The following is a 12,848-nucleotide window of genomic DNA, read 5'->3' as shown; positions in this document are numbered from 1 at the left end:
CAGTTAATATACAAGAAACCTCACGAACATGAAAAATAGTATTAAAGTATTAGGTCTTGTGCTCCTAGGATTGGGCATGTTGAACATCTCCTGTCGGAGCGAGGAGTTCGAATCTATTGGCGATGTTCCAGAACAAAGTATCCAAGCAAACACCACAGTGGCCAACCTTTTGGTCAGGACAGCTATGAAAGACGGTTCCACGGACAATATTTTGGACCAAGCCAGCTGTTTTTCCATTGCGTTTCCGGTGAACGTAATCGCGAATGGGACGGAACTGACGATAGAAAACGAAGAAGATCTTGATGAAATCGAGGTTATTTTTGAAGAAAGTGATGAGGATACCGACACTTTGGAGATTATTTTCCCTGTTACCATAGTATATTCCGATTATACGGAAGCTGAGGTTACCAGTGCCGAGGAATTGGATGATTTAGCGGAAGCATGTCCAGGTGAAAACGAAGATGACGAAGATATCGAGTGTGTGGACATCGTTTATCCTATAAATGTTTCCATTTTTAACCCCACTACGGAACTGTTTGACACCATTACCCTGCAAAATGATAAGAAACTCCATGATTTTATTGATGGATTGGATGCAGACGACATAGTGAACATAGAATTTCCAATTGTTTTGGTACTGTCTGATGATACCGAATTGGAGGTTTCTGATTTGGATGGCTTGGAAAGTGCCCTGGAAGAGGCTATTGACTCGTGCGATGAAGATGACGACAATGATTTCATGGATGATAATTGTAACGACTGTACAGTGGAACAGTTGCAAGCAGCCTTTGCCGACTGTCCTGACTTTGTTGTGAATAAATTCAGCCTTGACGCACAAAATCTCAAGAGTCAATATGATCATCTTTCGTTCAACTTTCAGGCGGACGGCACCGTATCGGCCAGTTCAGACACTGAGAATTTTTCAGGAACTTGGTCAGCTTCCGGATCTGAAAATGATATTTTCTTGGTGCTTGATATTACAGATTTGAACGATTTCAATTTGGAATGGAACGTCAATAGAATTTTGGACACCCCTGGAGTAACCATGATAACACTTATACAGGGAGATGGAAATGTGTTGCGTTTTAAAGATGAATGCAACTAGAATAACCAATCGTTGCTTGAATACCAATAAACCACTCTAAACATACTGGGTTAAATCAGTGGCCCCTTATCTAAAAGATACTTTCAACTTTTAGGTAGGGGGTTTTTCGTTTATCGAAAATAATCCCCGTTCGTCGGTTTCGTTCAGGAAGTCTTTAAGCAAGCTTGTTTTACTTGTGCAAACCAAATTAATCTGACATGACCTTAACCGCTATTGTAATCGACGACTCATTGATGCAACGACTCGCCACCAGTAAATTGATAAAAGATAACCCAAATCTTAAATTACGAGGAGCCTTTAACAATCCTAAAATTGGACTGCAAGCTGTAAATCTATTTAAACCTGATGTAGTGTTTCTTGATGTAGAAATGCCTGGATTGAATGGTTTTGAAGTTCTTGCATCCCTTAAATGTGATTGTCAGGTGATCTTGAATTCAACGCGCTCGCAATTCGCCTTCAACGCTTTTCTATATGATCGCGTGAAGGATTTTGTAACCAAACCTATGAAAAAGGATCGCTTTGAAAGGACGGTAGAACGAGTTTTAAAAAATCGAAGTGCAAAACAGAGGACAGAAAAATTAAACGCTGTCCCTGTATATACGGAAAGACTAAGAACAGCAAGTTAATTATGGAAACATTCTTTGACCCAAAAGTTATGACCTTCATGGTATTGGTAACCATTTCAATTGGAAATGAACTATTGCCCTCAAAATTCAAAAAGAAAGGTTTTACAAGTATGTGCAATATTTTGTTGCAACGCGCCTAACAGATGCTTAGATGATTTTAATTTTAGTGTCGCAACAATTACAGTGACCCAACTTTTTCAGAGGTAGTGCGTTTCATCAAAAAGTAAAAAAATACGGTTTGCCATCAGGAAATTTTCTTCCTCGGTTGTTACATGTATATAAGATCAAAAAAAAACGGGGTTTGGTATTCCCTTACTGTTAAACTCAAGTATAAAAAATATGAAAACAAAATTGATTTACATGCTTCTTTTGGCTCTGGTTATAGCATTGACCGGTTGCTCGGATAATGTAGAGAGCGTTGGTCAAGATGGCATGGGCAGATTGAAGGTCAGTCTTACGGATGCACCATTTCCCTATGACCTTGTGGCCGAGGCCAATGTTACTGTGTTTAAAGTGGAAATTCGAGAGGTCCGCGATGAAAACGAGGACGAAAATGACGAAGATGAAAATAGTGAAGATGAAAATGGGGGAAGCCCTTTTATCACTTTAATGGAGGAGGAAATAGATGTAAACCTATTGGACTTGACCAATGGTGTTACCCAACAATTGGCAGATTTGGAAGTTCCAGCTGGATCTTATGATTTGATCCGAGTCTACGTTAAAGGAGTAAATGTAGTACTTACCGATGGTAGTGTCCATCACCTGAAAGTACCCAGTGGGGCACAGACAGGGATCAAGGTTTTTATAGACCCTGCGATCGCGGTTGCAGGTGGAATCTCGGCGGATCTACTGCTTGATTTTGACATAAGCCGTTCCTTTATTGCCAAAGGAAACATAAATAGTCCCGCAGGTATCAGAGGATTTAACTTTAAGCCGGTTATAAAGGCCAGCAATTTATCCACCGCTGGTACACTGATGGGTAATGTAAGTACTCTTGAAAATGACATGGACGTAGCAATTGAAGGCGCACAGATTTCTGTGATTGCCGCGGATACCCTAAATACTACTGCATTTACCGATGGTAGTGGAAACTATACCATTATGGGGTTAACAGCGGGCAGCTATAAAATATTGGCAGAAGCAGAAGGATTTATCGCTTCAGATTCTACAGATGTGCAGATAGAAGTAGCGAATAAATCTGTCTTGGACTTTGTTCTTGATGCCGAATAACATTAAGGTAAGGAAGGTAACGCAACAAACCTTCCGGCTGGTTGGATGAAAAAGCAGGGCTTAGCCCTGCTTTTTTTATGGATTCCCTTTTCCAGGCAGATGAGGTCTGAAAACGATTTGGCTATATTGACCTTTTAGGTTGTAAAGGAGCTGGTTCCCGGCAATACGCCAAGGCGGTTATTTAGGGATTGATATTTTGCGAGTGTTGTAATCGATACGATTTTCTTTTCGCAAGTTACTTAGGACATTGTTTACCGTTTGTCTTGAGGTATTGGTAAGGTTGGCAATGTCTTTATGTGAGAGCAGGTTTTTGGCCTCTACGCGGTCTAATTTATCTTCTCCAAATTCTTCGACATATGCATAAACAAAATCTGTGATCCTGGTTTTACTGTCCTTATATAAAAGATCTTCCAACCTGCGTTCCAATTTCTTGATTCGAAGTCCATAAATTTTAAAGATCCCATTTTTAAGGGACTTGTGTTTTTCCATTAGGCTTTCCATCATGTCGGATTCAATATAACAAATGATAGAGTCCTCGAGGGCCATTGCCTGCTCCTCATTGGCCGCTTCTTGGTCATAGAGGGAAAGTTCCCCGAAAATATTCCCTTTTTTTACAATGTATTTGGCGGTATCGCTGCTCGAATTAAGAATTTTGACCGCTCCTTTTTTTAGAAAAAAGATGCTCTTTTTATCGCGGTTTCCAATATTTATGACCCTGCCCTTGTCAACATGTTCCATTTCCAAAAGTTCACACAGCTTCATCATGGCGGGCATCCCAAGTTTTCTAAAAAGACTAAAACCTTCGAGGAACCAATATTTTGTGAGTGTTCTCAAGCTATAGATCAGATGGTTATAAAATCTAATATAGGCAATACCTCACCATTTGAGGCACATAAACTTTTTTAGAACTTACTCAATCCGACATTTTGGGATGAAGTTATTGACTTAATCCTGCTAAGCGCATTTTCCCAATTTCAATTAGATTCCTTTAAAATGTCGTATGAAGTATATATGGATTTTTTTGATGTTGCTTTCCCAAGGGGTTATGGGTAGCTTAGAATTGAATTTTGGATGCATACTGATATCCAAAAGACAAACCACTTGTGCCTATGGGAATAAAACATCTATTGATTTTGTTATGCTGCATTTCCACAAAGGATATAGTTGCCCAATCTTGGAGCATTGGAGGAGGTGCGGTTTATGGAGATGCTATAGAGAACATCGGGATACATTTTAGGGGATACTACAATCTGCCCAACAATAAAGTTTGTTTTGGCCCGGAATATTCGAACTTTTTCGAAAAGACAGCATCCAATAATGGTGTGGTTACTACAAAAGCGCTAAGTGAAATCAACCTCAACCTGCATTACATTATGGAGATTTCCGAAGGTTGGGGTTTTTACCCTTTGACAGGTGTCAATGTAAGTTTTGAAAAAGAAAAAATTGATCTCACAGGAGAAACGCACAAGAAATCGGAAATGGGGATAAATCTTGGCACAGGGATACATCGCCAAGTTGGAAATCTTATGGTATTCCTTGAATACGACTACCTCATAAGTGAGCTTTCACAACATTCGGTGCTGTTGGGAGCGTTTATAACGATTAGGAGCAAAACGAGCCGTAAGAAAGATTTAGAGCACGAAAGTGATAGGGGAGCCGTAGAAAAGCAAATAAGATAAGACAACAAACCAATATTTTGAATAGAATGCATACTTTATGATAACTCCACAAATTCCTGAAAATGAAGAGGAACGACTTGCAGACTTGATATCTCTTAATTTGAGTGCTACGGACAGAAAAGCGCAATTTAATGGGGTAATAATGATTCTGTCCAAGTGCTTGGATGTTCCGATTGCCTATATTTCTTCCATCGAGAGCGAAAAGCAGAACATCCATTCGTCATGCGGATTAAACTTTGATACTTCCGAAAGAGCAACATCTTTTTGCGGACATACCATTTTACAAGATGATCTTTTGATCGTGGAGGACACCCTTAAAGACGAACGTTTCCATGATAACCCTATGGTCGTCAACAAACCAAACATTCGTTTTTATGCCGGACATCCCTTGTCCAGTGTCACCGGCAACAATATCGGCTCCCTTTGCATCGCAGATAGGGTTCCTAGAAAAATGACGGATTCCGACTTGTCAATTTTCAAAATGATGGGAAAGCTATTGAACGAAAGAATTCGGATGAACAAACTAGTTGATCTTCAAAAACAAATACAAGAGTCCAAACGTCATTTGGAGGCATTGAATAGCGAGTTAATGGAGTCCAATCAGTTTTACAAACACCTTTTTGGACAATACATGAGTGAATCCCTTTTGGATAAGGTCGTTAAAAATAAGAAGGAAACCCAATTGGGAGGTGAGGAAAGGGATGTCACTGTCCTGGTGAGCGATATTAGGGGATTTTCACCGATTTCTGAGCAGTATGACGCAAAGACGGTAATCGAGGTGCTGAACATCTATTTTGAAGAAATGATAGCTATTATTCACGGGTATGAGGGATATATCAATGAAATTCTCGGTGACGGGATTCTTGTAATTTTTGGTGCACCCAACAAAATAAACAACTCGGCGTTCAATGCAATTCAGTGCGCACGGGCAATGCAAAAAGGCATGAAAAATGTGAATGCCAAACTTCGCATACGGGGACTCCCTGCTTTGCAGATGGGTATCGGAATCAATAGCGGCAACCTCATTGTGGGTAATATTGGCTCTAAGAGAAGGATGAAATACGGGGTAGTGGGGGAGAACATAAACATTGCCTCAAGAATAGAGGCATTGACCATACCCCATCAAATATTGATTTCGGAAGCGCTTTACGAGAAGGTATCGGACCGTATCAAGCCCATTGGTAGTATCCGAACCAAAATCAAGGGGTTTAATAAATCCATTAAAATATATGACGTTTCGGAAATCCCTTAGAGCGAAGAAAGTAATGAACAGTTAAAAAGACTGACCTATATGGGAAATAAAAACCGAAAAATGTAATCAGGAAAGGTATTGCCAACCAAAAACGTAAATGTTTAAACTTTTTCATTATAATTTTATTTCGATTTAACCATTGCCAAGTGTCCATAGTACCACATCGTGCAACTGGTCTTTGGTCAGTTAATGTTTTAAATTTCAGGAAATTTAGCCTTAGGCTGGGTTAGTAGTCATGCGTTGTGACTCTTGTAGATAAACTATTTGTTTTGATGATTGATTTTTACAAAGTATCAGTGAACCAGTTATAATTTATGTCCCAAGACCCAAACTTATGGATGAAAGATTCCGTTTCAAGTAGATTAAACTATAAATTATATAGGCCTTGTTGCTCTCGGTTCATGTTAAAACTCCACTCCAGGTGCCAAAACCAATTGAAAGAAAATTAATAGAAGAACTAGGAGTACTATGGGAAACCAATATATTTTTTCATTGATTCTATTTGGAGTCTGTTTAATATGCTTGTTTATATTGGCTGAAGACCAAATCCATGGAATTGAATAAACGAAAACAATAAATGGAGTAATGGCCTGATGCATTGGTGGAACCCGGAACGGAACAACCATCAAGCTGCCAACAAGAGCTGCTCCCACTGCTATAAACCGAATGTATCTAAATTTAACTTTAGGGTGATTTAAATCAACATGCATCGGGGCGAACTCTAAAAGAAGTTGACTAAAAAAAATAGTAGCCAGGGCCGTGGCGAAAACGCAGACTAGCGCTAGAATTATAAGGAGAGACGGATTCAAATTTAAATACCCCACTAGCGCCTCACCAACGTCGGTCCCTGGATCAAGATATGACACAGTTACTTGCGGCAATGATTGTACAAGGCCATGAAAAGCTATCCACAAGACCAATAATTTCCACATACTTTGCGAGTTTTTAATGAATCTATAAATTACCAAACACACTGATCCAATTAAGAAAATTGCCAAAGCTCCAGAACCTTGCATCAAATTCATCATGGGATGTTCTCCTTCCCAGGTATGATTATTATGATATAAATAAGCCTTTAGGCCAAGTGCCTTTTTCCCAAGAACAAGAAACACTTCTTGCAGAAAAAAAACCAAATTGTATGCTAAAGCATAAAGCACGGCAGAATTGATAAGGGTCTTAATGGTCGTTATGCCTTTAGGAGTTGAAATTCCTTTGTACTTGGTCCAGTTAAACACTCCCCAAAGTATTGGCACTACCATTAGGGCTGCAAAAAATACTTGAACTATGATCATTTTACTGATTTTCTTATCGAAGGATGCGGTTTCCGCGATAATTTTCTTCTAAGACCTCGAATTCAAAAATTAGGTTACAGCAATAGCGAAAATATTTGAAAAGGGGCTATGCCAATCCAAAGTAAAAGCTGAGTATACCAAGGGTGTTAAAAAAACCATGGACCATGATATTAAACCACAAATCGTATTTGCGCAAGTAGAATATTACGCATAAGAGCGCTCCGGTTGAGCCAGCAACAATCTGTCCGGTGATTCCTTGCTGCATATGCATGTAGCCAAAGAAACTGGAGAATATTAGAATATTGATCACTAGGCTGATTTTGCTTTCTCCAAAGAATTTCACAAACTGCCTCATAAGATAACCACGAAAAATAATTTCTTCTCCAAAAGCTGCGGTTACCCACACGATGAACAACCAGATAATGGTGGTAGATAAATTTCCTTGCAACCGGGACATACTTGAATAATCTATAGGAACTCCCGTTATCATCTCGATTCCTGGTACTAGGGCGAAAACATAAAAAACAAAAAGACCAAATGCCGTTAATGGAGCAAAGATCAATAAGTTTTTAGTAGTGAATTTTTCACGATAAAACCCAAGTGCTGAAAATGGCTTTCCCTTGTATTCGAAATAATTGGCCGCTATAATCACTAAAGGGATAATTATATTTTCAAAAATGGTTCGGGTTAGAGGGCCAAAATACATGAAACAGATTATGGCTAGGGTGGCTAATGGAAGTACGATTTGTTTTACGGTTAATTTGTTCATCTTTCTATTTTTTAAATTGATATAGGGGCAATATCCATTTAATCTACCCACATAGAAAGCTGCTTACGCTGGACTATCGTTATGGCCTGTTGAATTGTGATAGGGACATGTTACCAGTTCATCCAATTCTTGAAATCGCTGGTTTTTGGTCGGCTTACGATGAATTCCTGATTTCTCGGATTGGTCACGGAAAGTTTCACCCTGTGGTTGAAATATGGCTCTATTTTCAAAATGGAAGATTTAGCCACTATTTGTCCTCGATTGATTTTGAAGAATTTTGTATGATCCAAGGTGTCGAACAGCTCATCCATGGTCTCTTCAATAATAAAGCGTTTGTTAAGTGTAACGCCAAAAGTGATGCTGTCTTCGGAATAACAAAAGAGTAAATCGGATATTTTAAGCTGTACAAATCCGTCCCCTGATTTTACCAATATGCCATCTCTTTCAGCAGGTACTTGCAAGTCACTGAGCAATTGCTTTAAAGTGGCGGTATCCAATGAGGAAGACCTATTTGATTGCAGGAATTTATCAAGTGCCCTGTTTAGATCATCTTTTTGTATGGGCTTTAGTAAGTAGTCGACACTGTTCACCTTGAAGGCCTGAATGGCATATTGGTCAAAGGCCGTTGTAAAGATAATTGGAGCCTTTACCGTTGTTTTCTGAAAAATTTCAAAGCTCAGCCCATCGGCAAGTTGAATGTCCATGAATACAAGATCTGGGGCCTCGTTTTGTTGAAACCACAACACGGCATCTTCTACGGTATCTATAATTTCCAGCAATTCGAACTTAAAGTCACAAGCTTTCAACATTAATTGCAACTGGCTGACGGCTCGAATTTCGTCTTCGATGATTAAGATTTTCATAGTCATTCTTTAAGCATACTATAATTCAACAAGGGTAGGGCAACGGAAAATTGATTGCCATCGTTCACTATATCAACTGGTTTGTCCGAGATGAGTGCATACCGTTTTTCAATATTTTTTAACCCCATTTTTGTGGAAGGTAGTTGTGTGGACTTTTTTTGAATTTTATTGGTTACCACCACAAAATCACCCGCAATGTCAACGTTTATCTCCAGTGGTTTGGTCCTGGAGATAATATTGTGTTTAATGGCATTTTCCAAGAGCAGTTGGAGGCTCATCGGTGCAATCGCCTTATCTTCCATCGTTTTGGGAATGTTCCAATTCAATTTTAGATTCTCACCAAAGCGTTCTGATTGTACATGAATATAGGCTTTCGCAAACTTTAGCTCCGCCTTCAATGAAATCAGATTGGTATCGCCTGATTCGAGCAAAAAGCGATAGATGTCCGATAGTTTATCAACAAATTGCTTCGCATCCTCTTTGGGGCTTTGATCTATTATATCCCGCAATGTATTCAAGGTGTTAAAGAAAAAATGGGGTTGGGCCTGATTGCGAAGGGTGTCAAGTTCTGCTTGCATGGTCGCTTGCTTTGCTTGTTCTTCCTCTCTGATCGATTTTTTGAGACGCACAAAGAAATAAATGGCTTCGTAAATGGCCATTGTCATGATAGTGAGAAATACAATGACGAGCAATGACCTGGTTCTTTCTTGAAAATCATAGCTAACATTCTCCGAGATCAGTGTAACAAGGCTAACCCCTAGAAAATCGACTAAGATTACCGTAATTAAAGTGCAGATAAAAAGAAGGGTTATCCGCTTAACACTATCCTTCAAGCTGGGATATATTTTTCTTAAACGTATTAAGATGGACCTATTGATCAACCAATCACAGGTGGAAAAAAAGAAAGAAGCTACAAAGGTGATGATGAGTTCAACAGTGGTAAGATGTTCCACTTCGACATTAAAGACATACATCGCCGATAGGCCCAATAGTAGAATACCTGCGATAACGAACCATTTGTCATCGAACCCCAGGTATTTTATGCGCTCTTCTTTGTTTGTGGTCATTCGTCTCAATTACTACTCTCAGGCGTAAAAATTAATCCCGTAGCCAATTTATGAAAGTACTTTGAGTTGAAACATCGTTAGAAGGATTTGAATTGTAAAATTTGGACTTTGGATATTTCTAATCCTGCATTCATATTTCATTTCAGCTGTTGCAAGTTTGCTGCAATCGGTTCTGGCTATGGTCTGGTTATGGTTTTACACCAAGCCATGGTGCAGAATGGAATCATTCTTTTTTGTTTTCGAGTTTTAGAAGGTAGGGATTTTCTTTTTTGAAAGATCTAGTCATGAATTACAGCAATTGTTATCGTCATTTTATTTAAAATATATGGTCTCCTGCGTTGATTTCTTTCAATAGGTCTTTATTTATTTGGATATAAGTTTTGCTTTTTGGAAGCTTTACAAAAACTTCATCATTACAATTGAAGCCTTCCTTTTTCAAATTGAATTTTTTGATTTTATGTGTATGCGTAAAATCAATCTTGTCCTTCAATCTTATAAAAACAGGAATCGCATATTTAGGAAGTTGTTCTAAAAGATGGCTGGCAATTTCATCAATTTCAAAATCTACTTTTTTATGCTTTACAATGGTTGCCATTCCAGCTCTGCCATCATTATTTGGGATTTGTACGCCATAAACTGCACACATTTCAACAGAATCGAGTTGACTCAAAATTCCTTCTATTTCTGCGGTGGCAACATTTTCCCCTTTCCACCGAAATGTATCCCCAATACGGTCTATAAAACGCGCATGTTTGAATCCAATGTCCTGTAATAAATCACCGCTATTGAACCAAGTATCCCCAGTTTTAAAAGCATTGCGAACAATTTTATTTTCATTTTGAGCCTTATCGACATAACCATCAAAAATAGATTCATTACTGATCTCTGAAATCAATAGGCCTGTCTCACCTTTGCTCACTGGAACAAGAAAACCATTTGAGTCTTTAACTGGTGTGTCATTTTCAATATCGTACTTAACAATTTTGAAGTTTTGGGGCGACCATCCAATCGTACAATCAAAATTAAAGGTATTGGTAAAACCAACATTGCCATCGGCAGCACCATAAAATTCAAAAATGTTCTTAATTTGGAATCGCTCTTTAAATTCAGGCCAAATATCTGGTCTAAGACCATTCCCCATTATCTTTTTAATTCGGTGCTTTTTATCCAAACCTGAAGGTGGTGCATTCAGTAGGTAGCGACACAACTCACCAATGTATATAAAGGCAGAGACGTTATATTTATTAACATCCTGCCAAAATTCTGAGACCGAAAACTTTCTTCTCATTACCATGGTACACGAACCAGCTAGGGCAGTGGGCCAGCCAACAATCAGTGCATTAGTATGATAAAACGGAAGTGGAACATACATCACATCATTACTATTCAGATTCATATTGACTTTTCCAAACCAAAAATAGGTTGCTAACCACTTTCTATTAGTTTGTCGTGATGCTTTGGGTAAGCCTGTTGTACCTGAGGTAAATACGTTAGCATAAACTTGCTTCCCCATTATTCCTTGGGTTGTGGTTGGGTTATTTGAACTCACTTTTCCAAGAACCTTCTTTACGTTTTTGAAATGGGTTGGACAATTACCTATTCCCCTATCAGAAATCCAGTAATAATTATCATCCTTGGTTTTGGTTATTGAGTTGCGCACATTTTCGAAAAAAGGAAGAAGCTCTTCTCCTATGAAAAAAAACTTCGATTTAGTAAGTTCTAAAGAGTGAATTAAGGTTTTTTCTCTTTGATTTGGATTGACCAATGAAACAATGGCTCCAATTTTTGCGCAAGCCGCTATTAAAAATAAAAGCTCTGGTCTATTTTCTATATAAGCGATGACTGTTTCACCATTGTTCACGCCTTCTGAGAGGAGGTAGTTGGCATATCTGTTTATGACTTGGTTAAACTCTCGATAGGTATAACTCTGGTCTTCATATCTGAGAGCAACTACATTTCCATGTTTAATGGCCTTTGATTCAATTATCTTTCCTATCGATTCATTGCTATTCTCGTTGATCCCTTTGGCTTTTTTAATATTTCTAATAATTCTTGGGAACTGAGGAATAAGCATAAATAATTTAAAGGCTAGCATAGGGCCTTTAACATTTTGAACTTGATCAGTTTTAGCCATTTATTTAAATTTGCTATTATTTCCTGATTGCCGATAACGGTCCGGACTATGATTTCTTGGCAAGTGTCAGCCAATTTTTAGTTGATTTGAAGCTACGAAAAAATTGCCAAGCTGAATGCCATGAATTATAGCTATTGTTGTGCACAGTTTTTTAATAGGTCATAACACTGTCTATCTCCTTTTCCAGATTGTGATTATAGATTTGGGTTTTCGAGCAATGATTGATCCAGTAAGAAAGTCTTTCCATATCACTTAATGCAGAATGGAATCTTTCGGGAAGAAAAGTGCCTTTATCTCCGAATAGGATGTACTTTTTATTGGTTTCCAGTTGTATCCCGCACGAAGCAGTATTGGATGTGGTGTACACATAAATTGTTCGATCTTTTTTTATTCCCTTAAATGATTTTATCACACGCACTTTATACCCCATGAACAATAGGTTTCCCTCCTTGTTGTCTAAATTCTTTGATATAATTTTTTTTTCTGTGACCTCTCCAATTGCAACCAACTCAGATTTTTGAATCTCGGACTCCAAGGATTCATTCTGGTTGCAACTGCAGAACGGACTTTCTAAAGTGATAACTATCAATAAGAAACTGAGAATGTAAATTGCTATTTTCATAATTGTGCCCAACGGTCTCGGCTATGATCTCGGCACGACTGGTGGCGCAGTGGAGCGAAAAGCGTTGGCCTTTACCTCTGGCCTGCGGAGCAAGCCACGTGCAGGAATCATTTAAGGATTGTTCTTGATTTTATTAAAGTTAGGGATTATTCTTTTTAGTGGCAGGGAAGGGCTGGATTATAGCCAATGTTGTAAAACGTTTTATTTTT

The 12,848-nt window shown here is 38.5% G+C and carries 12 protein-coding genes; 5 read left to right on the top strand and 7 right to left on the bottom strand.

What is annotated here, in order from left to right; genetic code table 11:
- Window positions 1-28: 28 nt before the first annotated feature.
- From ACULLH_RS06715 to ACULLH_RS06705, 3 genes are all read left to right on the top strand, one after another.
- Window positions 29-1,105 (top strand): hypothetical protein, encoded by a 1,077-nt coding sequence (locus ACULLH_RS06715; protein ID WP_454087973.1) that lies wholly within the window; start codon window positions 29-31, stop codon window positions 1,103-1,105.
- 197 nt (window positions 1,106-1,302) lie between these two features.
- Window positions 1,303-1,731 carry a LytR/AlgR family response regulator transcription factor gene (locus ACULLH_RS06710; protein ID WP_454087972.1) on the top strand — a complete coding sequence of 143 codons (429 nt, stop codon included), beginning with the start codon at window positions 1,303-1,305 and terminating at the stop codon, window positions 1,729-1,731.
- Window positions 1,732-2,070: 339 nt separating this feature from the next.
- Complete coding sequence (locus ACULLH_RS06705; protein WP_454087971.1) at window positions 2,071-2,961, top strand: DUF4382 domain-containing protein; 891 nt, start codon at window positions 2,071-2,073, stop codon at window positions 2,959-2,961.
- A 177-nt stretch (window positions 2,962-3,138) separates the two neighbouring features.
- Here ACULLH_RS06705 and ACULLH_RS06700 read toward each other — a convergent pair whose 3' ends face one another.
- The gene (locus tag ACULLH_RS06700) at window positions 3,139-3,795 is read right to left on the bottom strand and encodes a Crp/Fnr family transcriptional regulator (protein WP_454087970.1); all 657 of its coding nucleotides are present in this window, start codon (window positions 3,793-3,795) and stop codon (window positions 3,139-3,141) included.
- Window positions 3,796-4,070: 275 nt separating this feature from the next.
- Between ACULLH_RS06700 and ACULLH_RS06695 the strand changes: the two genes are divergently transcribed.
- Both ACULLH_RS06695 and ACULLH_RS06690 read left to right on the top strand, forming a co-directional pair.
- A complete protein-coding gene (locus tag ACULLH_RS06695) occupies window positions 4,071-4,640 on the top strand; it encodes a hypothetical protein (RefSeq protein ID WP_454087969.1) in 570 nt (189 codons plus the stop codon).
- A 37-nt stretch (window positions 4,641-4,677) separates the two neighbouring features.
- A complete protein-coding gene (locus tag ACULLH_RS06690; RefSeq protein WP_454087968.1) occupies window positions 4,678-5,892 on the top strand; it encodes an adenylate/guanylate cyclase domain-containing protein in 1,215 nt (404 codons plus the stop codon).
- A 404-nt stretch (window positions 5,893-6,296) separates the two neighbouring features.
- Here the strand turns inward: ACULLH_RS06690 and ACULLH_RS06685 are convergent, their stop codons facing one another.
- The 6 genes from ACULLH_RS06685 to ACULLH_RS06660 all read right to left on the bottom strand — a co-directional run bounded on the left by ACULLH_RS06685 (window position 6,297) and on the right by ACULLH_RS06660 (window position 12,639).
- A complete protein-coding gene (locus tag ACULLH_RS06685; RefSeq protein WP_454087967.1) occupies window positions 6,297-7,184 on the bottom strand; it encodes a hypothetical protein in 888 nt (295 codons plus the stop codon).
- 106 nt (window positions 7,185-7,290) lie between these two features.
- Entirely contained in the window at window positions 7,291-7,953 is a 663-nt protein-coding gene (locus tag ACULLH_RS06680; protein ID WP_454087966.1) for a CPBP family intramembrane glutamic endopeptidase, read from the bottom strand.
- A gap of 110 nt (window positions 7,954-8,063) precedes the next feature.
- Complete coding sequence (locus ACULLH_RS06675) at window positions 8,064-8,816, bottom strand: LytR/AlgR family response regulator transcription factor (RefSeq protein WP_454087965.1); 753 nt, start codon at window positions 8,814-8,816, stop codon at window positions 8,064-8,066.
- Between the two features lie 2 nt (window positions 8,817-8,818).
- Window positions 8,819-9,883: a sensor histidine kinase gene (locus ACULLH_RS06670; RefSeq protein ID WP_454087964.1), complete on the bottom strand. Its 1,065-nt coding sequence runs from the start codon at window positions 9,881-9,883 to the stop codon at window positions 8,819-8,821.
- A gap of 316 nt (window positions 9,884-10,199) precedes the next feature.
- Complete coding sequence (locus ACULLH_RS06665; protein WP_454087963.1) at window positions 10,200-12,017, bottom strand: long-chain-acyl-CoA synthetase; 1,818 nt, start codon at window positions 12,015-12,017, stop codon at window positions 10,200-10,202.
- Window positions 12,018-12,168: 151 nt separating this feature from the next.
- Complete coding sequence (locus ACULLH_RS06660; RefSeq protein WP_454087962.1) at window positions 12,169-12,639, bottom strand: hypothetical protein; 471 nt, start codon at window positions 12,637-12,639, stop codon at window positions 12,169-12,171.
- Between the last annotated feature and the right edge of the window lie 209 nt (window positions 12,640-12,848).

The sequence above is a fragment of the Flagellimonas sp. 2504JD4-2 genome (assembly GCF_053642935.1).
This window is presented reverse-complemented; position numbering and strand designations above follow the sequence as displayed.